The organism is Limnothrix sp. FACHB-406 (assembly GCF_014698235.1).
Taxonomy (GTDB): Bacteria; Cyanobacteriota; Cyanobacteriia; order CACIAM-69d; family CACIAM-69d; genus CACIAM-69d.
The window spans coordinates 1-24478 of the sequence record NZ_JACJSP010000011.1; the positions used below are offsets into that span (position 1 = coordinate 1).

18 protein-coding genes are annotated in these 24478 nt (G+C 54.8%); 10 read left to right on the forward strand and 8 right to left on the reverse strand.

All coding sequences use genetic code 11. The annotated features are described in order from the left end of the window. Positions 1 to 213 precede the first annotated feature (213 nt). Positions 214 to 2415 (forward strand): ATP-binding protein, encoded by a 2202-nt coding sequence (locus H6G53_RS11720; protein ID WP_199309221.1) that lies wholly within the window; start codon positions 214 to 216, stop codon positions 2413 to 2415. Between the two features lie 41 nt (positions 2416 to 2456). On the opposite strand, the gene H6G53_RS11725 is transcribed toward H6G53_RS11720, so the two are convergent. Next, positions 2457 to 3479, reverse strand: coding sequence for a beta-ketoacyl-ACP synthase III (locus tag H6G53_RS11725; protein WP_099534573.1), 1023 nt, complete (start codon positions 3477 to 3479; stop codon positions 2457 to 2459). Beyond that, on the reverse strand, positions 3479 to 4516 hold the full coding sequence (gene plsX, locus H6G53_RS11730) for a phosphate acyltransferase PlsX (protein ID WP_099534574.1): 1038 nt from the start codon (positions 4514 to 4516) through the stop codon (positions 3479 to 3481). Before plsX ends, H6G53_RS11725 begins: the two co-directional genes overlap by 1 nt. A gap of 984 nt (positions 4517 to 5500) precedes the next feature. Here plsX and H6G53_RS11735 point away from each other — a divergent pair. From H6G53_RS11735 to H6G53_RS11745, 3 genes are all read left to right on the forward strand, one after another. Further along, positions 5501 to 7354, forward strand: a complete 1854-nt coding sequence (locus tag H6G53_RS11735) for a diguanylate cyclase domain-containing protein (protein WP_099534577.1) — start codon at positions 5501 to 5503, stop codon at positions 7352 to 7354. A gap of 222 nt (positions 7355 to 7576) precedes the next feature. Continuing rightward, positions 7577 to 9415, forward strand: a complete 1839-nt coding sequence (thrS, locus tag H6G53_RS11740; protein WP_099534578.1) for a threonine--tRNA ligase — start codon at positions 7577 to 7579, stop codon at positions 9413 to 9415. A gap of 187 nt (positions 9416 to 9602) precedes the next feature. Beyond that, complete coding sequence (locus tag H6G53_RS11745; RefSeq protein ID WP_190355570.1) at positions 9603 to 10091, forward strand: hypothetical protein; 489 nt, start codon at positions 9603 to 9605, stop codon at positions 10089 to 10091. A 357-nt stretch (positions 10092 to 10448) separates the two neighbouring features. Here the strand turns inward: H6G53_RS11745 and H6G53_RS11750 are convergent, their stop codons facing one another. Next, positions 10449 to 10847 (reverse strand): polymer-forming cytoskeletal protein, encoded by a 399-nt coding sequence (locus tag H6G53_RS11750; RefSeq protein ID WP_099534580.1) that lies wholly within the window; start codon positions 10845 to 10847, stop codon positions 10449 to 10451. A gap of 794 nt (positions 10848 to 11641) precedes the next feature. Here H6G53_RS11750 and H6G53_RS11755 point away from each other — a divergent pair. Beyond that, on the forward strand, positions 11642 to 12604 hold the full coding sequence (locus tag H6G53_RS11755) for a DUF72 domain-containing protein (protein WP_190533134.1): 963 nt from the start codon (positions 11642 to 11644) through the stop codon (positions 12602 to 12604). Positions 12605 to 12642: 38 nt separating this feature from the next. Here H6G53_RS11755 and H6G53_RS11760 read toward each other — a convergent pair whose 3' ends face one another. From H6G53_RS11760 to H6G53_RS11775, 4 genes are all read right to left on the reverse strand, one after another. Further along, positions 12643 to 12813 (reverse strand): hypothetical protein, encoded by a 171-nt coding sequence (locus tag H6G53_RS11760; protein WP_190355568.1) that lies wholly within the window; start codon positions 12811 to 12813, stop codon positions 12643 to 12645. 706 nt (positions 12814 to 13519) lie between these two features. Further along, entirely contained in the window at positions 13520 to 15010 is a 1491-nt protein-coding gene (gene hemG, locus H6G53_RS11765; protein WP_347343139.1) for a protoporphyrinogen oxidase, read from the reverse strand. A 568-nt stretch (positions 15011 to 15578) separates the two neighbouring features. Continuing rightward, on the reverse strand, positions 15579 to 17588 hold the full coding sequence (locus H6G53_RS11770) for an AarF/ABC1/UbiB kinase family protein (protein ID WP_190533137.1): 2010 nt from the start codon (positions 17586 to 17588) through the stop codon (positions 15579 to 15581). A gap of 193 nt (positions 17589 to 17781) precedes the next feature. Next, complete coding sequence (locus tag H6G53_RS11775; RefSeq protein ID WP_190533140.1) at positions 17782 to 18012, reverse strand: hypothetical protein; 231 nt, start codon at positions 18010 to 18012, stop codon at positions 17782 to 17784. A gap of 478 nt (positions 18013 to 18490) precedes the next feature. Between H6G53_RS11775 and H6G53_RS11780 the strand changes: the two genes are divergently transcribed. From H6G53_RS11780 to H6G53_RS11790, 3 genes are all read left to right on the forward strand, one after another. Continuing rightward, the gene (locus H6G53_RS11780; protein WP_099534583.1) at positions 18491 to 18742 is read left to right on the forward strand and encodes a hypothetical protein; all 252 of its coding nucleotides are present in this window, start codon (positions 18491 to 18493) and stop codon (positions 18740 to 18742) included. 5 nt (positions 18743 to 18747) lie between these two features. Further along, positions 18748 to 18888, forward strand: a complete 141-nt coding sequence (locus H6G53_RS11785; RefSeq protein WP_190533143.1) for a hypothetical protein — start codon at positions 18748 to 18750, stop codon at positions 18886 to 18888. Positions 18889 to 19033: 145 nt separating this feature from the next. Further along, on the forward strand, positions 19034 to 19963 hold the full coding sequence (locus H6G53_RS11790; RefSeq protein WP_190526755.1) for a Cof-type HAD-IIB family hydrolase: 930 nt from the start codon (positions 19034 to 19036) through the stop codon (positions 19961 to 19963). Positions 19964 to 20024: 61 nt separating this feature from the next. Here H6G53_RS11790 and H6G53_RS11795 read toward each other — a convergent pair whose 3' ends face one another. Further along, positions 20025 to 20426: a VOC family protein gene (locus H6G53_RS11795; protein WP_199291598.1), complete on the reverse strand. Its 402-nt coding sequence runs from the start codon at positions 20424 to 20426 to the stop codon at positions 20025 to 20027. Between the two features lie 728 nt (positions 20427 to 21154). Between H6G53_RS11795 and H6G53_RS19080 the strand changes: the two genes are divergently transcribed. Further along, positions 21155 to 23392, forward strand: a complete 2238-nt coding sequence (locus tag H6G53_RS19080) for a calcium-binding protein (RefSeq protein WP_190533146.1) — start codon at positions 21155 to 21157, stop codon at positions 23390 to 23392. Between the two features lie 465 nt (positions 23393 to 23857). After that, positions 23858 to 24364 carry a Ycf51 family protein gene (locus H6G53_RS11805; protein ID WP_099534598.1) on the forward strand — a complete coding sequence of 169 codons (507 nt, stop codon included), beginning with the start codon at positions 23858 to 23860 and terminating at the stop codon, positions 24362 to 24364. Positions 24365 to 24478: the final 114 nt, after the last annotated feature.

Genomic DNA, 24478 nt, shown 5'->3' on the forward strand with positions numbered 1-24478 from the left:
AATGAGCGTAACATTGGTGTACTACTTTTTGATTGTTTGGGGTAAGAATTACATCTTCTTACCCCTTTTTTATAACCTGAATCTGTCATTCAACACTTCTGTTTATTTACCTATGCTAATCATCAATATTGGAGTGGGCGAGAGCTGCTGGGCTTAGCGGAGGAACTGCTGAGCCATGAAGTTGTGATTGAGCAAGTGAAGCAGCAAGCAGCCTTGCGTGCGCATCAATCCTATCGACAAGTGGTGCTGAATCTCCTGGGTAGATCGACTGTTCCCTATCGTTTGCAGGGCGATGTTTTTGATCTGGAGCAATTGGCTCCCTCCCTCAAGGTGGGGAATGATCGAGCCTCTCTGTTCAGTGGTTATTTGCATCAAATCTTCCTGTACTACCTATTTGAAGAACATGAAGCAGCTATAGCGTTAATTCCAAGGGTTCAAGAGTATCAGGATGCAGGAATTGGCTTCTTTTCAATGTCTACTTGGGTGTTTTACCAAGCGTTAATCGAACTTCAGCAGTACTCTTTGGCAACATCATCAGAACAGACCAAAATTTGGGAATCAGTGCAAGGGGCCCAAGATCGCCTTCATCAATGGGCAGTTTATGCGCCAGAAAATCAAGCGCATCGTTGGCAATTGGTGGCGGCTGAGGTTAATCGAGTGTTGGGGCAAAAAACTGAAGCGATCGAGACCTATGACTGTGCGATCGCTGATGCTAAAAAAAGTGGGTTTTCCCATGAGGAAGCTCTGGCCAATGAGCTGGCAGCAAAGTTCTACCTCCAATGGGGTAAAGAAAAGGTGGCTGCCGGTTATATGCAAGAGGCTTACTATGGCTATGCGCGTTGGGGTGCGAAGGCCAAAACTGCGGATTTGGAGCGACGCTATCCACAGTTGTTGAGTCCAATTTTGCGAGCGCCTGTGCCAGTTTTTAATCCCTTAGAAACGCTGGCAGCGGCTACAATTCCGCCGGCACTCCGCACATCTGCAATTCACAATTCTTCAGGCCAGGTTAGTGGTACGCCCAGTTCTTCTGCTTCCGACGTGAATGAAATGTTGGATTTGGCGGCGGTCATTCGTGCTTCTCAGACCTTGGCCGGTACGATTCAGTTAGATGATTTGTTGCGGCAACTAACACAAATTGTTTTGCAATGTTCGGGTGGCGATCGCTGTGCGCTGGTGGTTGCCGGTGGTGAAGGTGATTGGCAGGTGCGGGCGATCGCCCAGCCAGAATCAGTGAAAGTCTGCACAGAATCTTTGGAAACTTGCCCTGTTTTGCCAGTGCAGTTGGTGCAGTATGTGAAGAACACTGAGACAACAGTGGTGATTGACCAGGGCCAAACCAGCCTGCCCATCACAGATCAATATTTGATTCAGGCTGCCCCTAAAAGTGTGTTGTGCTTGCCAATTTTGAACCAATCGCAGTTGGTGGCGATTTTATATTTAGAAAATAGCGCGGTGGCTAATGTTTTTACGAACGATCGCCTACTGGTCTTGAACTTTCTCTGTGCCCAGGCTGCGATTTCTCTGGAAAATTCACGCCTATATCAGCAAGCCCAAACCTATGCCCACCAGCTTGAGCAGTCCCAATTACAGGTGGTGCAAAGCGAAAAAATGGCCTCGTTGGGCAATTTGGTAGCTGGTGTGGCCCATGAAATTAATAACCCGATCGGCTTTTTAAATGGCAGTATCCAAAATCTTCAGGATTCCATTGGAGATTTGCTAAGCCATCTATCGCTCTATCGGCAATATTACCCTGATCCTGAATCGGCCATTGAAAGCCATGCGGAAGCGATCGAACTAGACTTTTTAAGTGAAGATTTGCCGACGCTCTTGAAGTCTATGCAGTTAGCAACCGATCGAATCAAGGGAATTAGTAATAGCTTGCGAACCTTCTCGAGGGCGGACACCCAATATAAGATTCAGGCTCATCTTCACGAAGGGATTGATAGTACGCTGCTAATTTTGAAATATCGACTGAAGGCGAATGAGTATCGCCCAGCGATTCAAGTGATTCAAGACTATGGCAATGTGCCCCCGATCGATTGCTTTCCGGGGCAACTGAACCAGGTGTTTATGAATTTGCTGGCCAACGCGATCGATATGTTTGATGAGTTGGCCCAGGGGTCACCCTTTGAGCATTGGGTTGCCCATCCGCAACAAATTACAATCTGTACCCAAGTTGTGGATCAACAGGTGCAGATTGCTATTCGGGATAATGGGAAAGGGATGAGCGAAGCGGTGCGATCGAATATTTTTGACCATGCCTTCACGACAAAAGCCGTGGGCAAGGGAACGGGGTTGGGATTAGCGATCGCCCGCCAAATTGTTGTGGATAAACACGGGGGGAGCTTGGAGGTGCGATCCGAGATTGGCCAAGGTGCAGAATTTCTGATCAGCTTGCCAATTCATGGAGATTAAGGCTGTGAGATTAAGGCTGTGAGTCGGTTGGGCTGTGGCGGTCAGCGGCCCCAACGGACAATGACCGCGCCCCAGGACAGACCAGCCCCAAACCCAGCCAGGGCCAAGGTTTGGCCGGGCTGAATTCGTCCGTCACGAACCGCTTCATCAAGGGCGATCGGGATGGAGGCGGCGGATGTGTTGCCGTATCGCTCTAAGTTGCTGATGGTTTTTTCGTGGGGCAACCCAAGGCGATCAGCCACCGCATCGATGATTCGTTGATTCGCTTGGTGCAACAGCAGCCAATCTACTTGCTCGATCGACCGTTCCGCCCGATGCAAGGCCTTCTCGATCGCCTCGGGAACTCGCTTAACGGCAAAACGATAGACTTCCTGACCGTTCATGGTGATCGGCTGAAAATTGCCTTGACCCACCACGGTTCCGTTTTTGAGAGGCTGCTCGATCGTCTCCCCCGCCAGGTTCAAGACATGGTTCATGGAGCCATCGCTGCGTAGCTCAAACCCCAGCAGAGCATCGCTAGCGGCGGGTTGCTCCTGCAAATCGATCGCCTGTAACACCACAGCCCCTGCCCCGTCGCCAAACAGGATGCAAGTGCCCCGATCGTTCCAGTTCACCCAGCGCGAGAGCACATCGGCCCCAATCAGCAGCACATTGCGATAAACACCCGATCGCAAAAACTGAGCCGCCGTCACCAAGCCAAACGCAAACCCCGAGCAAGCCGCCGTCAAATCCATCGCCACCGCGTGGCTCGCCCCGATCGCCCCTTGGATCGCCCCAGCACTCCCGAACAAATCATCGGGCGTGGAGGTGGCCAGCAAAATCAAATCCAAATCAGCCGCCTGGAGATCCGCCATCGCCAACGCCCGCTGAGCAGCCTTTGCGGCCAACGGCGTGAGGGACTCCTGCGGTTGCGCCAAGCGCCGTTGACGGATTCCCGTTCGCGTGGCAATCCACTCGTCGGAGGTTTCAACCAACTGCTCTAGGGCGAGGTTGTCTAAAATTCCATCCGGCAAAGCTGAACCGCTGCCAATGAGGGCGATTCCAAAGGGCGATCGCGTTTGCATTAATTCTCCGAAGCAACAGCCTGCTGCACGCTTTGTTGATACTGGGCTTGGATTCGCTCAATCACACGAGATTCCACAGCCGCCTTGGCGAGGCGGATGGCCCCAAAGGCTGAAGGGGCCCGCGAGCTGCCATGGCCAATAATGCAAACCCCGTTCACGCCCAGCAACAAACCGCCCCCATGCTCCGCATGATCGACCCGTTGCTTAATGCGCTTCAGGTTGTGCTTCAACACCGTGACCCCAATTTTGCCGCGTGTGCCCTTGGGTAGTTCTTCCTTCACCACCTGAAGCATCGCGCTGCCCACCGCTTCCGCGAACTTCAGCAGCACATTGCCCACAAAGCCATCACAAACAGCCACATCGAACTGGCCTGAGAGGATATCGCGCCCCTCGGCATTGCCCGCAAAGTGAATGGCGGGATTTTCCGACAGCAACTGATGGGCCCGCAGGGCCAGTTCATTGCCCTTACATTCCTCTTCGCCAATGTTGACCAAGCCCACATTGGGCCGTTCCACCCCCAAAACATGTTGGCTGTAGATGGAACCCATCACGGCAAATTGCTCTAGGAATTTGGGGCGACAGTCCACATTGGCCCCCACATCCAAGATCAAAACTTGCTTGCCATTGACCTGGGTTGGCAACACGGCCCCGATCGCGGGGCGTTCAATGCCCGGAATTCGTCCCAACCGCAGCAGTGCCGCCGCCATGGACGCGCCCGAGTGCCCCGCCGAAACCACAGCATCGGCTCGGCCTTCCTTGACCAGATTCGTGGCCACATTGATGGAAGAATTGGGTTTGCGGCGCAGGGCGGTTAATGGCTCTTCGTCCATCTCCACCACACCATCGGCGGGCACAATTTCGAGGTTTGAACCAGCATTGTGCTCTTTCAGGCAAGCCTCGATTTTGTGGGGATCACCGACTAGCAGAACCTTAACCCCCAGTTCTTCGCTGGCGCGCACGGCTCCGGCGACGATTTCTTCGGGGGCATAGTCGCCGCCCATTGCGTCAATTGCGATTCGATCCCCAGTTGACCCCATAGAAGCCGAACACGGTAGAAGTCTCCCAAATTTTACCAGACAGGGTGCAAATGGCTGTCGTTTGGCAATTGGGTTTGGCAATTAGGCCGAATCGCTGGGCTTGGCAATTGGGTTTGGCGGCTTTTGGGGAGAGCGGCCGGTGGCTGCTGGGGAATGGTGAACTCCGTGAGCCGATGCAACCGAGACTCCGGCCCTAAGTTAGAGTTAAGTTCGGGGCCGATCATCGATTGAGCTTGGGTTGGTTTGGGTTGACTTGGGGTTGTTGGCCGCCAAACATTGAGCACAGCACTGAACACAGCAAGGGTAGATGAGCACAGCCCTGTGGCCGGTTGCTTGTGGTTCGGGATCGGCTGCCGGCGCTTGCGGCCTAGATTTGCGGTCTACGATTTGCGGTTCTAAGATCGATTGTCTTCATCCATCCGTTTGATCAATGCCGATCGAGCCACAGCCGAGGGGTAATGGGGCGATCGCCCTTGATGAAACTGGTTGCATCTCCGGTGATCCCCTGTGATCGATCAAGGGAAGATGGCTCGCCATCAACTGCATGAGTGATTTCATGACCGATCATGCGTGATGCACTGGGGGAATCGATCGGGACTCAGATCAACGACTGATTGACCCATCATCGATCACAATCAACTTGAGATTCACAGTCCCCTTGATCAGTACCCATTGATGAGACTGATCGGCCCGATCAGACCGATCACGTTAACTGATCGCTACTGCGCCAATCCATTAAATCTAGTGATTGGGTGAGGGCGATCGGGAAAATCGGGGCGATCGAGGGTGGGGCAAGGTGATCGAAAGGTGATCAACTCGACGGCGATCAAGGCGATCAAATTAATGAAATCGATTGACCTAGAGCCATCTGCATGGAGATCAGGCGATCGATGACATTAATGGAGATCCGCAATGAAATCCGCAACCCCAATGCTCAAATATCTTGCGCAATCTACTGTCTGAGCCTGTCGGTGGCCAGGATGCATGGAAATTGAAGCGGCTGTTCAACGAACCTTTGCCACAGGCTCAGCGTCTGGATCGGTGGCGGAAGCGGCACGGCGCTGGATGGCTCTGCCCGATAGTGCTGCCCGATCGAGTTGTTTGCTGGTTCTCGAAAGCAATCAGCTTAAGGGCGTGGTCTTGCCTCGGGATCTCTTGCGGGCCCTGGCCACTCAGCCCACGCGGCTGCTGGGAACCATTGCCCAGGCCGTCCAACCAATCTTGCTCAAGGACTTGGGGCAATGGATTGGCACCATTGAGGGCCTCCGAACCCTGTTGGATCTGTTTACCCGCCAAGGCCTCGATATTTTGCCCGTGGTGGATGGGGGACTGCGGCCCCTCGGGGTGTTGCCGCTGATGGTCGTTTCCCAAGAATTGATTTTGCGCCTGCAACAACAGGCTGATCACCGTGACCTGGCTGAGCAGCAGTTAATGACTGCCTATGCCGAAATGCGGGGCATGTTGGAAGCCCTGCCGGATCTGGTGCTGGAACTGTCAACGGAGCAGGCCCATGTGCGGGTGATGCCTACCCAGTTGGCCCAGGTGTCGAATCATGGGGGTGAGCTAATTAATCAGATGGTGGAAATTCTGACGGATTCCACCCGATCGGGCCCTTGGTTGGCCGCTGCGCGGGAAGCTATTCGGCAACAACGTTCCCTGTCCTTGGAATATTCCCTGCGGCTGGGAGAACAGGAGGCTTGGTTCATTGCCAACATTGCCCCCACCTCCCACAGCAGCGTGATTTGGGTGGCGCGTGATATCAGCGATCGCAAACGGGCCGAGCGGGCCCTGGCTGAAGCCAATGTTCAGCTCAAGGCTTGGATTGATACCCTAGAGCGCCGTAACCAGGAGTTGAAACTGCTGGGCGATCTCAGCGGTCTGCTGCAAACTTGCCTGAGCATCGCTGAGGCGGGCCGCGCCTTGCCCAGTGTGTTGATGGCTTTGTTTCCCCGCTGTAGTGGAGGGGTGTTTTTATACGACGACAGCAAGGGCGTATTTTCCCTGATCAGCCAGTGGGGCGATAGTTTCTCCAGCCAATCGACCTTTGCCTTTCGCCATTGCTGGGCCCTGCGGCGTGGGCGATCGCACCGAGTAGAATCGGGGCCGCAAAACCTGCGTTGTCAGCACGCCTTTGAGGGGTTCATTGGCGAATCTCTCTGTATGCCCTTGGTGGGGCGGGGGCAAACCTTGGGCCTGTTGCACCTTTGCACCCAGCCCAATCAGCGTCTGATTTCCGAATACCAACCCATGGCCACGGCCGTGGCGGAGCACTTGGGCTTGGCCTTGTCTGATATGCAATCGCGCCAAAAACATAACCTGGTGACGCTTCAAGATGAGGATGCGCAACTGTTTAATCGGCAATATTTGGAGCAGCGGCTTCAGCGCGACTTGTTAAGTATGGCTCGTGCCCAGCAACCCTTGAGTTTGTTGGCGATCGCCCTGGATGGTTTGGCTGTGGCGGAGCGCCTTTCGGGCCAAGATACCAGCCGATATTTGTTGCAACGGGTGGTGATGCGGTTGCGCAACCATATCTCTGAGTTGGAAGCCCTGGGGCGCTACGGCAAATATGACTTGGTGCTGTTGTTGCCCAACACGGAGATTGAGGAAGCCTGTCGCCGAGCGGAGCGGTTGCGCCAACTGTTGTCGTCGCTGGATGCGTCCCTGCTGGAGTTTGCGCCCCAAGGAATTGGCGTGGCGATCGGGATTGCCAGTTTCCCAGACCATGGCCGCACGGCGGCTGAGTTGTTGCACCGGGCAGACGTGGCCCTTTATCGGGCCCGATCGGGCAAGGGTAACGGGATTGTGCCCTATAGCTTGCCCGACAGCGATCGCGCCTAAACTGCCCATTTCCGCCCATTTTCGCCCATTTCCGCCCATTCGCCCTGATTGTGCCCCTGAGCGTCCTGTCCCGAAACGCTACCCGATCGCGGGCCTCGCTAAGATAGAAGGCCCCAAGCGGCGGTTCGCGAACCAAAAGTCGGGCCATGTCGTCAATTAGCGTTAGAGTAGCCACGATGCGCGATCGACCGTCGCTTTCTACTGTTGTTGAGTTTCGTTGGTATGGTTCAGCAATTGCCCGATCGTCCCCTGCCCGCCGCCGACCAGGTTGATAAAATCACCCTGCCGAAAACTAGCGAATCGGAAACGCTGAAAAAAATTCGCCACACCACTTCCCACGTGATGGCCATGGCGGTGCAGCGCTTGTTTCCCAAGGCTCAAGTGACGATCGGCCCCTGGATCGAAAACGGCTTTTACTACGATTTTGATAGCCCCGAACCCTTCAGTGAAGAGGCGTTGAAGGCGATCAAAAAAGAGATGATCAAAATCATCAACAAAAAGCTGCCGGTGATTCGCGAAGAGGTGTCCCGCGAGGAAGCCAAGCGCCGGATTGAGGCGATCGGGGAACCCTACAAGCTGGAAATTCTCGACGACATCAAAACCGAACCGATCACCCTCTATCACCTGGGCGATCAGTGGTGGGATCTTTGCGCCGGGCCCCACCTGGAAAACACCTCAGAAATTAACCCCAAGGCGATCGAACTGGAAACCGTGGCCGGAGCCTATTGGCGCGGCGATGCCACCAAGGCCCAGCTCCAGCGGATCTATGGCACGGCCTGGGAAACCCCCGAGCAACTGACCGAATATAAACGCCGCAAGGAAGAAGCCCTGAAGCGCGATCACCGCAAACTGGGCAAAGACTTGGGCTTGTTTATCTTTGCGGATCCCGTGGGTCCGGGCTTGCCCCTCTGGACTCCCAAGGGCACGATGCTGCGATCGATCCTGGAGGACTTCCTCAAAGGCGAACAGGTCAAGCGCGGCTATTTGCCCGTGGTCACGCCCCACATTGCCCGCGTGGATTTGTTCAAAACCTCCGGCCACTGGCAAAAGTACAAGGAAGACATGTTCCCGATGATGGCCGAGTCGCCGGAGGAGGCGGCCGCCGAGTTGGGCTTTGTGCTGAAGCCGATGAACTGCCCCTTCCACATCCAAATCTTTAAGAGCCAGTTGCGATCGTATCGGGAGCTGCCGATGCGCCTGGCGGAATTCGGCACGGTCTATCGCTACGAGCAGTCCGGCGAGTTGGGCGGTCTAACACGGGTGCGCGGCTTCACGGTGGATGACTCCCACCTGTTTGTTGCGCCCGAGCAGTTGGATGCGGAATTCCTGAAGGTGGTGGATCTGATCCTGACGGTGTTCAGGGCGCTGCAACTGAAGAATTTCAAAGCGCGTCTTAGCTTCCGCGATCCCGACTCCGACAAGTACATCGGCTCCGATGAGGCCTGGAATAAGGCCGAAAACGCCATTCGATCGGCCGTGCAAACCCTGGGCATGGATTCCTTTGAGGCCCCCGGTGAAGCGGCCTTCTATGGTCCCAAGCTGGACTTCATTTTCCAGGATGCCCTAGAGCGCGAGTGGCAACTGGGGACAGTGCAGGTGGATTACAACCTGCCGGAGCGGTTTGATCTGGAATACGTCGCCGCCGATGGCAGCCGTCAGCGGCCGGTGATGATCCACCGGGCCCCGTTCGGTTCGATCGAGCGGTTGGTGGGCATCCTGATCGAAGAATACGCCGGAGATTTCCCCTTCTGGCTGGCTCCCGAGCAAATTCGGCTGTTGCCCGTGGGTGACAATTTCCGCGACTACGCCGATCGCGTCGTGGAGCAACTGCAACTGGCGGGTATTCGGGCCACGGTGGATGGTTCGGGCGATCGGCTGGGCAAAATCGTCCGCAACGCCGAAAAGGAAAAAATCCCCGTGATGGCCGTGGTCGGCGAAAAAGAGCTGGAAACCAACAGCCTCAGCCTGCGCACCCGGGCCGACGGTGATTTGGGATCGGTGACGGTGGCCACCACGATCGAACGGGCCACGGCCGCCAACCGCGATCGCACCAATTTTTAGAGTTCAGGGCAGCGCCAGCCCAGAAAAGCTCTAGCCTAGGGAGGTGGAAACGGCCGACCGTGCCCCTGTTCCCGATCGAGGATGTGCCTCGTTTGCCCATCGCCCCGTCCTCGATCGTCCAACGGCTCAACAGTTCCTCATCTAGTTCCCATCAAGTCCCCATCACAAGTACCGCTTGAACTTTGCGATGAAACTTCAATCCACAATCGCAGCGATCGCCCTGGGTTTGCCGCTGCTGCTGACCCCCACCGCTGCCCAAGCCAACGAATATGATCGCTGTGTGCGCGACCTGCGCGACTCCAACATCAGCCCCGACCTGATTGCTAGCTCCTGTGCCTATGTGCTCCACCCCGAGGACTTGGGCGACTGCGTGGAGCGAATTGACGAAAAAACCACCATCTCAGCGGAGGCGGCCCTCAGAACCTGTCGGCAAGCTCGCCGCCCGATCGACACCGCCAACTGTGTGGTCAGCATCTCGCGGGCCGGAGCCGTTGACGGCAGCGCCGTTTTGGATCACTGTCGCCGCAGTTTGCTGCCCGAACGGTTTGCCCGTTGCGTCACCACCCTGAATCGCCAGGTGACCAGTGACCTCACCACCGCCATGGGCCAATGCATTGACGGGCGCGATCGCCCCCGTGACATGTATCCCGAATATCCCGGGCGATCGGGCAACTGAAATCGGTGACTGAGATCGTGAAACTGAGGCCGTAGATCAGCGTTTTGGTTGATTTGGGTCCCAGTTGATTTGGGTTCGATCGGGTTTGGCCCACCTGTCCGTTGCCCTGCCAAGCCCACACCCCCCTCAAGAGAACTGGATCTATCTCCTAGGGTTAAGCCGCAGTCGTTGAGGCTGAACCGCTAACCCCAGGAGATAGACCCAATCTCGATGATCTCAATGGTCAGTAGGATCTGTAGTCCCGACGGCGATTGGGGCCCGGTCGTTGGTCGGTTGTTTTTGAATGGTTGATGGATTGTTCACGGCATGGTGCCCCCTCTCACCTTGCCTAGTGTCCTAGGAAATCCCTGGAAATCCCTACTCGCTGCGGCCCACCAATTTGGGAATCGGCGGAGCGACGGGCAATAGGTTGGCATCCTTGGTGACAATGTGGCCCACGTAGAAAGCCCCCGCTTCAATATTCAAGGCGCTAACCACCACGTCCCCCTCCAAGCGCGAGGTGCGCGTTAGGGTCAGACTTCCTTCGGCCACAATACTGGCCTTCACTGTGCCGTGAATGATGATGTTGCCGGCTTTGACCTCGGGCCCTTCGATCGAGCCAGTCGCCGAAATCTCCAAATCCCCATTCACTTCCACCGTGCCCCGCACCGCACCATCAACCCGTAAACCGCCCTGGACTCTTAAGTTTCCTTGAAAATCACTTCCCTCAGCCAAATAGGTCACTGACGGCATTAGTTTTTTGCTACGTCCAAACATCGGTTAACTCCAGAGTCACTATTGCATTGATCCATCCCCGCTTCCCTCCCAGCACGCGGCCTCGCGATCGAGGCCTGCTTCATTTTTCAACTCCTTGAAACTGCCTGAACTACTTTGCAAGTTTGCTGGGTCAGTGACCCAGTTGGTGTTGCCATCAACAACAATTTATACTTCCGATCCTTGTTGTTTTTCTGACTTCTTAGTTTTTCTGGCCCCTGCGTTTAAGGCTTGTTACTGATGGTGGCTTGTCCTGGGGGATAGAGTTGTCTTGAGATTAATATCCGCAGCCTGATCTCAGGGTTTTTACGGAATAAGATGCACTGATTTGAGTAGTGGATGAAACTGTGAATCAACTATCGCCAAACGGTTTTGCGCTTGTGGTTGATGGAAGAGGCGCAAATAGGGGCTAAGTTCTAAAATTCCCAAAAATTGCCCAAAATAAGCTCAAAATTCTGAAAAATTTGACTTTTCTCGACAATGATCGCCAAGAATTTTCTGAACGACGGTTTTCTAAACTTCAGAACAATCAATGCGACTCAGACCCTATAAACCCAAACGAACACAAATCAATCACAGTCAGTCTTTGAGCGTAATTTTGCTCGGATCATTGGGCTTGCGACTAATAGGGAGTTGAGCTATGGGCGAGGGCTACTGAATTTGGATGTCGCTTTACCCGTGACGGGTCATGCCCCCTGGAGGATTGTGGGACATTTTGGAGAAGCAATGATTGCAAGATACTCTGAAGGATCTATTTTGAAGGATCTAGAAGGATCTATAGGGTATAGCAATAGGGTATGGCGATCGACTGGCAATTTCGGCTCGGCTGTGCCGTGTGGTCTTATCCCGGTTGGGTGGGTTCGGTGTATCCGCCGAGAACTTCGGGGCAAAAAGCCCTGCGTTGTTATGGCGAGCGGTTTTGGGCCGTTGAGGGCAACACGACGTTTTATGGTGTGCCCACGGCAGCCACGGTGCAGCGCTGGGGATCGTTGGTTCCCGATGGATTTCGCTTTTGCCTGAAGTTGCCTCGGGATGTGACCCATCTGGGGCCCTTGCTCGATCGCGGGCCGGCAGCGTTGGCCTTTGCGGAGCGAGCGGCGGCCTTGGGCGATCGGCGCGGGCCCTTGTTTGCCCAGCTTCCTCCTAGCTACGGCCCCAGCCAGAGCGCAGATCTACGACAGTTTTTGAGCCAATGGCGACAGTCAACCGATGTTCCTTTGGCTTTGGAGGTGCGTCACCGGGATTGGTTTTTGCCCCATTGGCGCGATCGTCTCAATGGTTGGTTACGAGAACTGGGGATTGGTCGGGTGGTGTTGGACACGCGGCCCATTTATCGGGGTTTGGATTTGGCCCGGGACGATCCCCAACGGCAATCCCAGCGCCGCAAACCGGATTTGCCGCTGCAAGCCTGTGTAACGGCGGAGTTCGCGATCGTCCGGTTCATTTCCCACCCGGAAGCCTGGCGCAATGAGGCTTATTTGTTGGAATGGCGCGATCGAGTGTTGCGCTGGCTGGAGCGAGGAGTGCAACTGTATTTTTTTGTCCATTGCCCGATCGAGGAGCATTCGCCCCACACGGCCCGCCAGTTTCAGGCTTTACTAGAGGCGGCGACGGTTCCGGCCGTGGCCGCGATCGCCCCGTTGCCTTGGAATCAGTTATCAATCACCGAAGGTGCGGCAGCAATGGCCAGGGATCGGACTGGGGGCGATCGCCTCGGATCCCAAAACGATTCCCAAAACGATCAGCTTTCCCTGTTTTAGGGAGCCGTATTTTAGGAAAAGAGACCGCAGCGAGGCGACTACATCAAACCGGTGCGATCAACCAACAGGGCCACACCTGCCGAAAAAGCCGTAATGCCCATCGCGATCCAGGGGCTTTGGCCGAACGCCACCGCGAAGGACACCGCCACACCGGCTCCAACGGCAGCGGAAATAACACCAGTGACCAAATCTTTTTGCTCGGGTTGCATGGTTTTTCCCTTGATGATTTCTTAAACAAAAGGCACTAATAAGAACCGCTAATGAGCGGCTGTGCTGTCCCAAATTACCATCCCGATTTAGCTGGGTGTTTGGGAAAGTCCCGGCTTTGCAATTAACCTTTAATAAGCTTGAGAATTCTTGAAATTTCGCGATAAAAATTCACAAATCAGCCAAATTTTCGTCGATCAGAACGCAATAAACGGCAATGACTAAACAAATAGCAGTTCCAATGCAGTCGCCTAAAAACGGGAGTGCCAAGGGCCGATCAGTGAAATGGCCGTGAACTAGTTGGCGAGTTGGTCAACAGGCATCTGGGAGCTAGAAAAATCGTAAAAATCTGTGAAAAAGATAAGAAAATGAACAATATCAATCAATAAACGAATTAAAAAATGAATTTAAGGGCAGATCTAGACATGAAAACTAGAAAAATCAGCAACATAGCCAGAACAATCGTCAAAAGCACAACAATCAACAAACAGGGATCAACAACCAATAATCAACTAATCATCCACAAATTAGGGATCAACCAGCAGCTATTAGAACGCAGGTATTTGAACAAAGAGCGCACAGCGAAAGGAGAACTGTGCGCCCTTTGAGAAATGGTTGAACGTAATTCAAAACAATTCAACGCGATCCAAAATCCAAAAATAGATCCCCGATCGGGTGGGTGGGGGCTGAGTGTCTAGACCCGACTGCCTAGACTCGACTGCCGAGGAACTGCTCGATCGCGTCGGCCTGTTCCCAACCATGGCGCACGCAATCACCCAGCGCTACGCCGCCTTCATAGTTGCTGCAAGCAAAGAGGCCAGGCCAATGCTGAAGCTCCTGGTGCAAGGTGGCCAGGCGAGACCCATGCCCGATTGTGTATTGCGGGATTGCCCGTCGCCAGAGTTTGACCGACAGCACCTTGGGCGGCACGTCCTGTTTCAGCAAAATCCGCCGCACGTCCGCATGAACCATTTGGGCGATTTCGTCTTCGGTTTTGTGGATCAGGGTGGGGTTTTGTGCGCCGCCAATGAAGTTGATTAGGTGGGCCCAACCTTGGGGAGCGCGTCCTGCAAACAGGCTGGATGCCCAAATGGTTCCTAGGGTTTGCAGGCCCAGGCTGCGGGGAATCAGGTTGCCAAAGCCGCGCAGGGACTGGGCAAAGGCGGTTTCGGGATAGGCCAAAATTACGCAGGCAACGGCGGGGTAGGGAATGGCGTTGAGGGCGGTGCTGGCTCGGGGGGCGAGGGGTTCTAGCAGTTGAGCCGTGACCGGAGCTGGGGTAGCCAGAATGATCGATCGAGCCGTGATCTGTTGGGGGCCATCGGGGCTGGCGATCGCAACCTGGTAAGTGCCTTGGGGATCACGGGCGATCGCTTCCACTTGCCAACCCAGCTTGACCCGATTGCCCAAACCGCGTGCCACCGCTTCCGGCAAAGCTTGCAGTCCCTCGCGGAAGGATCCCAACTCCCCAGACTTGGGCTTGGGTAAGCGGGGATCGGCTGGGGGCGCTTGTTTGGCCGCTTGGCGTTTGGCCCAGAGAATCCGCGCTGCCCCGGCTCCCAAGCCACCACCGGCCGCTTGCATGGCGGCCATTTTGCGGAAGGCTGCCGAAGCACTGAGGGCATTGGGATCTCCGGCATAAACCCCCGAGATAAAGGGATCCACGAGGCGCTCCATGGCTTCTTGACCCAGGTGGCGAGTGAAGAATTCACGGACGGTTTCTTCGCCGCCCCTTGCCGAAATGGCTGCACCCACGATCGGGGGCACAAAACCCGCCGCACCTAACAGCAGTCTGGCTTTGCCCCGATCGCTCAGCAAGGTGGAATTCCAAAATGCGCCGGGACTCATGGGAATGGCTTGTAACCGACCGTCCCAGTAGACAAATCGAGGCAGCTTGCCATCCGCAAACACCAGCTCATCCTTCAACCCCACTTCCACGGCGAGTTTCAGCAGCTCTGGCGTGGGGGCGAAGCTGTTGGGCCCCTCTTCCCACAGGAACCCATCGGCCGATCGGGTGGTGATGTTGCCGCCCACACGGTTTTGCGCTTCCACCACCAGGGTCGATCGCCCTCGGTTGCCCGAGTGATTCACCAAGCGGTGGGCAGCGCTCAAGCCCGTTAAACCCGCGCCGACAATCAACACATCGATCGTCGTCGATCGATCCGTTGTCCCTTCAACCCCAATCGGTGCAGCAACCACCACGGCTTGATCTCCTTTTTTCAAGTTTTCTCAAAACAATTTCAAATTCAAACGCCAGCCCACGAATGGGGCTAGTTGCGCTAGTTGCGTTAATTGCACTAGTTGCCCTGGCTTCCCTGAGTTCAATCAATCGCTTGAAGGACGGGTGATTCCAGGTGCTTGCAGTTATTCGCAGGCGCTCGCGGTTGATTTCAGTCGATGCGATCTCGATGCGATTTCAAGCGATGTGGGATCGATCGAGTGAATTGATTTAATTGTGCGGTTTTTGGGGCTGGGGCGATCGGGTCTCGGGAGGAGGGGCGATCGGCCAGCCAACCGCTTCTTAATTTAACCGTTGATGGTCTTTTATCTTTTTATCGTTATTGGGTTATAAAAAATCAATAATGACCCTCAAGGAATGCTGAGTGAGCCAATGCTGGGCGAGCTAATGCGGGGCTGCCGGGTAACTGAGGATCGCGCTCTGAACGTAGAAGGCGATCGCCCGATCGAGCAATCGCCTTCCCCTCAAGTAAGCCTCAAGCAACCCTGAGCACCAGTCCCAAGGGATCCAAATTTTCCCGATGATTGCCTAACGCAGAGCTGCGATCGGGACGGCCGCCTTGGAATCGGTCATTGGCTGGGGCGATCGCGCCACCAACACCTCCCGAATCAACCGGGCGATCGCGCGTTGGGCTAACTCTCCGGCGATTTGTTGACCCAACTGCTGGGTTTCCGGCCGCACCAGGATCCGCGCCGCCAACTGCAACAGCTTCATGGAATCAAACCCAGGCGTTTCCTGAAGCAACTGCCAAATGCGTTGCAACCGCTCCAGGGTTTCGCGCGGGTTGCTGGGGTTGGTTCCCGGGTTGGAACTTGCCGGACTGCCCGGGTTGCGGTTCAGGAACTTGCCCCAATTGTCCAAGAGCGATCGCCAAGCACTTTGGCCCGCCGCGTCGATCGCTTCCACTAACCGATTGGCGACCTGCTGGCGAATAAATTCCCCACGCTCCGAAAACAGAAACTCTGCTGCCCGATCAATCCCTTCATTGAGATCATAATCAGTACTGTCCTTGGCATTTCGCAACAGATTTTCTAACCGATTCCAACGAAAATCTCCTTCCCGAAACAGCAAATCTTGCAACGAAGCCCGTAGTTCTGGAGCCGGATCCGTGAGCAATCGTTTGGCAATGTAAGGATAGGCTTTGCTGAGCACTTTGAATTCCGGATCCACATTGATCGCAATCCCTTCGAGGGTCACCAGCGATCGAATAATCAGGGCATAGTAAGCCGGAACTCGAAACGGATATTCATACATCACCCCTGACAATTGATCGGTGATATTTTTGAAATTCAGCTCCGAAACACTCGATCCCAACGCATTGCTAAACACGCCGGATAGGGCTTGGGAAATTGGCTCCAAATTGGTGTCAGGGGTCAAAAACTCCAGCTTCACATAGTCTTCCGCCAATCGAGCAAAATCGCGATTCACCATGTGAACCACCGCTTCGATCAGTCCGTAGCGCTGATATTTTTTAACCCGGCTCATCATCCCAAAATCGAGATAAGCCAATTGACCATTGGGCATAGCCAACAGGTTGCCCGGGTGGGGATCCGCATGGAAAAAACCATGTTCCAGCAATTGCCGCAGAGAACACTGCACCCCCACATTTACCAAGTGGGTGGCATCAATGCCTTGTGCGGCCACTTCTTTCAAATTGGTGAGCTTGGTTCCCGAAATCCACTCCATGGTTAACACCCGTTTGCCGGTGTATTGCCAATAGATTTTGGGCACGTAAATTTCTGCCATGGAGCCATAGAGCTTGGCAAATTGTTCTGCGTTTCGCCCTTCTTGGGAATAGTCCATTTCCTCAAAAATGCGGGCCGCAAATTCATCGGTAATGGCAACTAGGTTGCTCCGCAGTCGCTTGACATTTTTCATGGCCCATTTGGCAAGGCCACGCATGATGTAAACGTCAAGTGTGATTTGCTCCGTGAGTCCGGGGCGTTGCACTTTCACGGCAACGGCTTCCCCAGTTTTCAATTTGCCGCGATAGACTTGCCCCAGGCTGGCGGCGGCAACGGGTTTTTCGCTGAGTTCGGCAAAGCAATTTTCGGGGCGATCGCCCAATTCTTCCTCAATGAATCGGTAGGCAATTTCATTCGGAAAAGCTGGCAATTGATCTTGCAGTTGGGTCAACTCTTCCAAATAAACCGGCGGCACGAGGTCGGGTCGGGTGGAAAGGGCTTGGCCCACTTTGATGAAGGCGGGCCCCAACTGGGTCAGCAATTCTCGTAACTGGCGGGCGCGGCGGGCTTCGTTGCGCTTGACTTGGTTGCTCTGGCGATCGCGCCAAATCGCAAAGGCAAACATGAAGCAGGGCCACAAAACGGCGATCGCCCGTTGCAGCACTGCCCACCAGCGTCCTCGATAGGCCGCGTCGATCGCGTCTGGGTCGTAGTGGGGCGATCGATAGGTTTCGATGTCTTCGTCGTCGGTGGGCCCCTGATTTGGCGATACCGGCGCGGAAACATCCTCTGCCACTGCCCGTGCCTCGATCGTGGCCCGTTTGGGATCCGTCGCATCAAACACAGGAGTCATCGCTGAAGTCATGGCGAACGTTGCCTGAACCAGTTACTTAGTAACCAATTGTAAATACTGTCGCCATCAATCGTTGGATTTCGATGGCGATTGAATAGGAATTGATTGACAACGGGACAGCCTTAGAGGGCAAACGGGGAGCTGAGTTCAGTGGATCGCCACGGCCCGTAAGGCTCTCCGCGATGGTTCACGGTTAACCGAAATAATCAGAACCATTCCCGAGCTTTCCGATCTTTTTGACGAATCGTCTCGAATCCTTAAGGAACTGGGCCTTGGCCCATCGAAAAGCCCCGGTTTCCTCCATGATGGTTAATTGTTCTCGGCTTTTCGCGCCCTGCAACCCTAACGGAAACGTCGCTTGAAACGTTGGTGAATCAGGCCTTGAACGATCCTGATTGGCTGAACTGAGGGGAGAAAAAGCCAAGGGCGAAAAGCCCAGAGTGCAAAACCAAAATCCAAGGGGGGCGTGATGATGTCGATCGGGCTGGAGGACGATCGCGATCGCAGTGTTTCTCCGCAATTTCAGGGATGCTGAAACTAATCAATTTCTCCAGCGATCGGATCTTTTTCCGATCAGTCCCTAGTCTCTCCCTGGAATCTAGTCTCTCCCTGGAATATTGATGTCTTGATCGGGTGCAAAACCTTAACCCAGTCCAGTTCAGGTCAGGTGCTTGACAAATTTTCCAAATTCAGGCCCAAAATTCCAAAACTAGGTTAAACTTAGGTTAAGAAGCCCTTAAGGGAGCTTCGTTCGCGCCCAACTCACGCCGTTACCGCGATCGCCCAGCGTTATCCTCCAACCAGGTGCAATCAGACCTTAACCCTCTGCTCTAACATCTTCCGGAAGCTCGCGATCGCCTCTTCGTCCATTCACAAATCGTGTATGACCTGGAGGTTATCCCATGAAAGACCATGCGACCTTTATCGCTCCTTGCTCCACCTATCGCGGCGTAGTTCGCCCCGAGAATTTGGTCTTTAACGCGAACCTCCAAGAGTTTGCCCAACGAGTTGGCTTCATTTGCAACTTGGAGACCAACGGCAAGCTCTCACCCGAGGAAGCTTTTCATGAACTGCAATCCCTGTGGGCTTCCCTGGAAGGGAGTTATGAAAACCTTGGCGTTGGCCAAGAACCTTTTGGATCCAATCCGCAATAGTGGCCATGCTCGCGACCAACCACTTTAGCGAAGGCTGTGGATGGTTGCGAGTGGCGCGGCGACCCAAGTTTGGGTTTTTGGCGGATCCACTGTTTGGACTCGCAGACTCACCATCGATGTATTCCCGATGCGCCATTGCGGCCTAGCCCCACGGCTGCGCGTAGTTGCTGAATGCTCCATGGTTCGATCGCCCTCCCCCTGCCAGAGACCGTTCTTGGCTAGGTTTGGCCCTGGGGAGAGCGTTAGACTTTGGAGCGTTCAAGCCGTGACTTCAGGGCGAGGGGCCTTCCGATGGTGTTTACAGAAGCTTGGCAATCGGGCAGTGGCGGACAGCAGCCATTTCCCCATCATTTGGCCCGTGCAATTCGGTTGATTGTGTTGGATATTGACGGCACAATCGCGGGTCGAAATAACCAAATTAATCCCCCGGTTTTGGCCGCGATCCAAGCGGCTCAGGCCCGGGGCTTGGCTGTCACCATTGCCACAGGGCGCATGTATTGCTCGGCGTTGCGGTTTCATCGGGAGATTCAAACCCCCCTACCGCTGATTGCCTATCAGGGGGCTTGGATGGATCAACCTGACCACAGCCAACCGGCCGATCGCCCTAAGCCCAAGCCACTGTTTCACCGCCCGCTGGATCGGACTGTGGCGCGGGAGGTGGTTGACTTTTTGGAGGAGCCAGCCTGGGGCGATCGCCTGTCGGTGCATTTGTATGTGAACGATCGCTTGCTGATTCGTCAACTAACACCGGCCAGCCAAGATTATGCCGATCGCACGGGCGTGACCCCGATCGAAGTGGGAGATTTGCGGCAAGTGCTGGCTCAGGGCCCCGAACCCACGAAGGTGTTGGCCCTCAGTCCCGATCGCCACTTAACCCGCGATCTTTTGGAAAAACTGCGCCAGCGCTACTGTGCTCAGGAAGCTTACCTCACCACGTCCGTATCCACCTTTTTGGAAGTGGCGCACCCGGATGTGAACAAGGGCAATGCACTTCGGCACTTGGCGGAGCAACAGTTGGGTTTACGGCCGGAGCAGGTGATGTTTGTGGGCGATAACTTCAATGATTTGGAAGCGATCGCCTATGCCGGTTTGGGGGTGGCCATGGGGGATGCGCCGGAACCGGTCAAGGCGATCGCCCAATGGGTTGCGCCGTCTGTGGAGGAGGATGGGGCTGCTCGGGCGATCGAGCAAGTTTTGGCCGCCAGTGGCTCAGTTCTTTAGTTTTTGATCAAGTTGTTGATCAATAGCTGTCGATCAAGTCCTTGAGTTCAAGTCCTTGAGTTCAAGAATTCTTAATTCCAGAATTCGCCAATTCATTTGGCTCATAGAGAATCAAACGGTTCCCCGCCGGGTCGATCGCGTCAATTTCCCGGCCGTGGCTCGCAATGCGCACTGGCCCCGCCAAGGTGGCCCCCCGATCGCTCACCAGGGCGATCGCTTGATCCAAATTCACCACTTCCAAGCAGAGACAAAAGCCCCCCGTTGCGCCCTGAAAGCGTTCCATCTGTTCGGGTTGGGGCCGAAAAATTCCTAAGCGCAGACCGCCCGTTAGCCCAAATTCCCAATAGCCCGAACCGATCGATCGCACCGGATCTCCCAGGAGCGATCGATAAAACGCGCCCAACTGTCCCCCCATCCCATCCGCCAAAACCACCAGCGCTCCACGATAGTCCAACCGATCCACAGTGCAACTCCACAAGCCCGGCGCATCCGGTTAACTGCCCATTCCACCCTACCCCAAGCATCCCTTCAGAACATCAGTTTGGGCAAAGGTTGGGCAAAGATAGGGATCAGCAAATTAGGGTCAACAGTCACGGGGCCATTAGCCGGTTTTCAACCTGGCATAAGCGTCCGATTTCGCAGTCAATCATCCTGTAGAAGTTGGGAGTTATTGCCAGGCTCGAATCGCTCTCTTGCAGCAGAGTCTTGCGGTTGTGATCCTAAAAAATTCCGCTAAAAATAATCTTGCAAATTTTCTTAGATTACCCAACTTTCTGCGGGAACTATCATGCATTTCACAGTAATTCAAAAAAATTATGGTCACAGACCCATGCAAAAAAATATCCAGAATTTTAGAAATTGAACGGGAACCAATTTGGGAACCCTTCGTCTGACAAGGCAGAGATGCCAAAAGCTCGTAACAACAAACCGATCGACTCAGTAACTGACCTGAATCGATCGGCTATAGGAAATTTCAATCCTAAGCATTTGGGTGTATCGCAATTATTTCGATGCAGGCTGTGGGCTGTGAAATAACGCACCATCAGCAAATCATTGTTTCCCGATCGCTCGAAATACGATTGCCCAGCCCATGGACTGCGATCGAAATGGCAGGTGAACAAGCCCGTTCATCTGTCTCATCCAGTCGAGATCTAGGGACTTAATCAGCAATATCTGAGGACATCAACAACCATGGCTACAACACCCACCACGGACACTGTAGTTATTCCAACTTCCACCACCCCAACCACCACATCCGGAACCACGGGCACGACGGGAACCACCGGAACCACGAGCACCACGGGCACGACGGGAACCACAGGCACGACCACGGGAACCACCGGGACAACCACGGGAACTACCGGGACGACCACGGGAACTACCGGGACGACCACGGGAACCACGGGCACGACTGGAACCACAGGCACGACCGGAACCACCGGGACAACTACGAGCACAACGGGAACCACCGGGACAACAACCGGAACCACCGGGACAACAACCGGAACCACCGGGACAACTACGGGCGCAACGGGAACCACCGGGACAACGACCGGAACCACAGACACGACCGGCACGACCGGAACCACGAGTACCACGGGCACGACTGGAACCACGGGTACAACCCCCGACCCCACCGGAACCACAACGGGAGCCGCGATCGACCCGTCCCTTTGCTTCGACGAAAAGTTCTATCTGGAGCAAAATCCTGATGTGGTCGCTGCTGTGCAGAGTGGCTCCATCAAGAGCGCCTATCAGCACTTCCTAACGGTTGGGCAGTTTGAAGATCGGGCCCCTTCGTTGGTCTTCGATCCGAAGGCATATCTGGAGCTAAACGTTGACCTGAAGATTTCGCTGAAAGCTAGCGGCTTCCGCAGCGCCTTTGAACACTTCATCAAAGCCGGTGTTCAAGAACGGCGGGTGGGCAGCTACTTCTTCAACCCCAATGAATATCTGAAGACCAACGGTGATGTTGATGGGTTCATTCTGTTCAACAATCTGTCGTTTTCCTACAGCTACAAGCACTTCTTGACTGTTGGGGTCAAGGAAGGACGCAACAGCGGCACATTTTTTGATGGCAAGTATTATCTGGAAGCCAATCCGGATGCCGCAGCGGCGGTTGCCAGCGGCCAATTCAGCAGCGCTTTTGCCCACTTCCAAGCGGTTGGTTTTACGAAGGGTCTCAGCCCTTCGCCCAAGTTCAACCAAGATCTCTACCTGGACTTCAACGAAGACCTTTCCAAGGCCTTCAAGGGCGGACAGGTCAAGAATCTGTTCAAGCACTTCCTAGAATTCGGCATCAAGGAAAAACGGGATGCAGATTTCACGAATTCGCCTTTGTCTGACCGGCCCAGCGAGGGAGATGATTTCTTCCGGGGTGGTTCCAACAAAGATGTGTTCAATGGCCTGGGTGGCGATGACAAGATCTTTGGCTTCGGTGGCGATGACATCCTGACGGGCAATGCTGGGGATGACCTGATCTTTGGCGGCGATGGCAATGACTTTATTGTCGGTGGCGCTGGCAAAGATATCCTGGTGGGCGATCAGGGCGATGATTCGATCCTGGGTGGCGAAGGTGACGACTCGATCGAGGGTGGCTACGGTAAGGATGCCCTGTGGGGTGGCGCTGGTAAGGATGTGTTCCTGTTTGGCAAGTTGGATGTGACGGCCACTACGGGTTCCGATTCGTTGACGGGCGGCACGAGCGGATCGACCACGGGCGGCACGACGGGTTCGACTTCCACCACGGGGACTACGCTCGGAACCACCACCGGGACTACGGGCACGGGTACGACGAGCACAGGTACAACTGGTACGGGCACGACGGGTACGGGTACAACTGGTACGGGTACGACGGGCACGGGCACAACCGGTTCCACGACGGGCAGTAGCTCGATCGACCCCTTGACCGGCGAAGCGACGATTTATGACTTCTCTACGAAGGACGATCGAATTGCCCTGGCGGCGAATTTGGGCTTCAAGTCCGGTGGCGATGTGCTGAAAGCCGTGACCCAAAAGGGCCGCGACGAAGATGGCAACTTCTTCTCGATCGTCAAGGTTTCCTCGGGCTTCTCGCTGAAGATCTACTCCGAAGCAGAATTGGTTGCCAGCAACTTCCGCATCTTTGGCCTGCCGGACACCAACACGGGCGGTAGCACGGGTGGTAGCACGGGCGGCGGTAGCAGCACAGGCGGCACCACAGGCGGCGGCACTACGGGTGGTAGCCTCAGCGGTTCCACCACCAACGTGACGAACATCACCAATATTACGAACATCACCAACATCACGAACATCACCAACATCAGCCTGGGCGGTGGTTTGTTGGGTCTGCCGCCCGGATTGGCGAAACAAATCGTTGGTGGCAAGCGGACGTTTGACACCCTGCCCCCTGGTATTGGTAAGCGCTTCGGCAAGGGTGATGACGATTAAAACCTGAGCCATTGGGGATCGGGGCCAAATCGCAGAACGGTTCCCGATCACCAAGATGCAGAGGAGCTAATCGGTTGCGCTGATTCGGCTGCGCTCATGTGGTGCGCTTGCATCGGTGGAAGCAAAACCGATAGAGTCTGAGGGGTGGACAGTGAGCCACCCCTTTTTTTGGGTATTCCCAACTTTTGGGCATTCCCAACTTTTCAAAGATCCCATTAGAGGATGTCTGAAAAGCCAAAACTACTGCTTTGTGGGTTTCATCAACCAGCCCAGACAAGGGGCTGAAGCTTCTTGCCCCCGCAACTGTTGGCGATTGGTTCGCCTCTCAGGCTACTTTTTGGGCACTCTCGTAATAGCCAAAAGAATGTTGAAAGATCAATATCTGCAAGACAGCTAAATCTGAAAGATAGCCAATCTAAAAAACAACGAAGACAAAAAATAGCGAAGATAAGGGGAATGCAAACGATGGATTTCAGTCAACTTTTGAATGGCAAAGGGCTGACGGAACTGGCGATCGAGGGGGCCAAGTGGACTTTGGCGGCCGATGGTCTGTTTTTGCTCTTGACCATTTTGGCGTTTGTGTTGGGCTGGGCCTGGCGATTTCGACTGGTGGGAGTCACCGCATTCACGATCGTGGTGGCGGCGGGGTTGTTTGGTTTTGGCCTCAGCCTCCGGGAACGGCCGCGCATTGAGGGAGCCGCCCCCTACCAACTGGTTTATGACACGGGAGCAACCCTCGCCACGATCGCCGTTTCGCCAGACTTGCCAGCGGAGGCGTTGGTGGCCACCCTCAAGCAAGCCGCGATCGACCTCTACTCCCCTGGACGAGTGGGGGGTAAGCCTTCGTTGACCATCCGTGCGCGATCGGTCACTCATCCTGAGGATGGGATCTCAAAGCTCCAATACCTAGGGCAAATCGAGCGATCGCTCACTGTTCGCATCGATGAAAATCCCAAGATCACTCTGTTCTAGGAATTTAGCCTCTAGGAACTCAGCCCGCTCCCCGCTCGATCGACCGTGGCTTCCTGGATATTGGTTAAGCCATTGAGGAAGCCTGGCCGACTGGCCCAGTTCAGTACTCAGTTC

Coding starts and splice junctions, on each gene's coding strand:
- H6G53_RS11725 (WP_099534573.1), bottom strand. CDS start 3,479: ATGCAAACGCGATCGCCCTTTGGAATCGCCCTCATTGGCAGCGGTTCA.
- plsX (WP_099534574.1), bottom strand. CDS start 4,516: ATGGGGTCAACTGGGGATCGAATCGCAATTGACGCAATGGGCGGCGAC.
- H6G53_RS11735 (WP_099534577.1), top strand. CDS start 5,501: ATGGAAATTGAAGCGGCTGTTCAACGAACCTTTGCCACAGGCTCAGCG.
- thrS (WP_099534578.1), top strand. CDS start 7,577: ATGGTTCAGCAATTGCCCGATCGTCCCCTGCCCGCCGCCGACCAGGTT.
- H6G53_RS11745 (WP_190355570.1), top strand. CDS start 9,603: ATGAAACTTCAATCCACAATCGCAGCGATCGCCCTGGGTTTGCCGCTG.
- H6G53_RS11750 (WP_099534580.1), bottom strand. CDS start 10,847: ATGTTTGGACGTAGCAAAAAACTAATGCCGTCAGTGACCTATTTGGCT.
- H6G53_RS11755 (WP_190533134.1), top strand. CDS start 11,642: ATGGCGATCGACTGGCAATTTCGGCTCGGCTGTGCCGTGTGGTCTTAT.
- H6G53_RS11760 (WP_190355568.1), bottom strand. CDS start 12,813: ATGCAACCCGAGCAAAAAGATTTGGTCACTGGTGTTATTTCCGCTGCC.
- H6G53_RS11770 (WP_190533137.1), bottom strand. CDS start 17,588: ATGACTCCTGTGTTTGATGCGACGGATCCCAAACGGGCCACGATCGAG.
- H6G53_RS11780 (WP_099534583.1), top strand. CDS start 18,491: ATGAAAGACCATGCGACCTTTATCGCTCCTTGCTCCACCTATCGCGGC.
- H6G53_RS11785 (WP_190533143.1), top strand. CDS start 18,748: ATGCTCGCGACCAACCACTTTAGCGAAGGCTGTGGATGGTTGCGAGTG.
- H6G53_RS11790 (WP_190526755.1), top strand. CDS start 19,034: ATGGTGTTTACAGAAGCTTGGCAATCGGGCAGTGGCGGACAGCAGCCA.
- H6G53_RS19080 (WP_190533146.1), top strand. CDS start 21,155: ATGGCTACAACACCCACCACGGACACTGTAGTTATTCCAACTTCCACC.
- H6G53_RS11805 (WP_099534598.1), top strand. CDS start 23,858: ATGGATTTCAGTCAACTTTTGAATGGCAAAGGGCTGACGGAACTGGCG.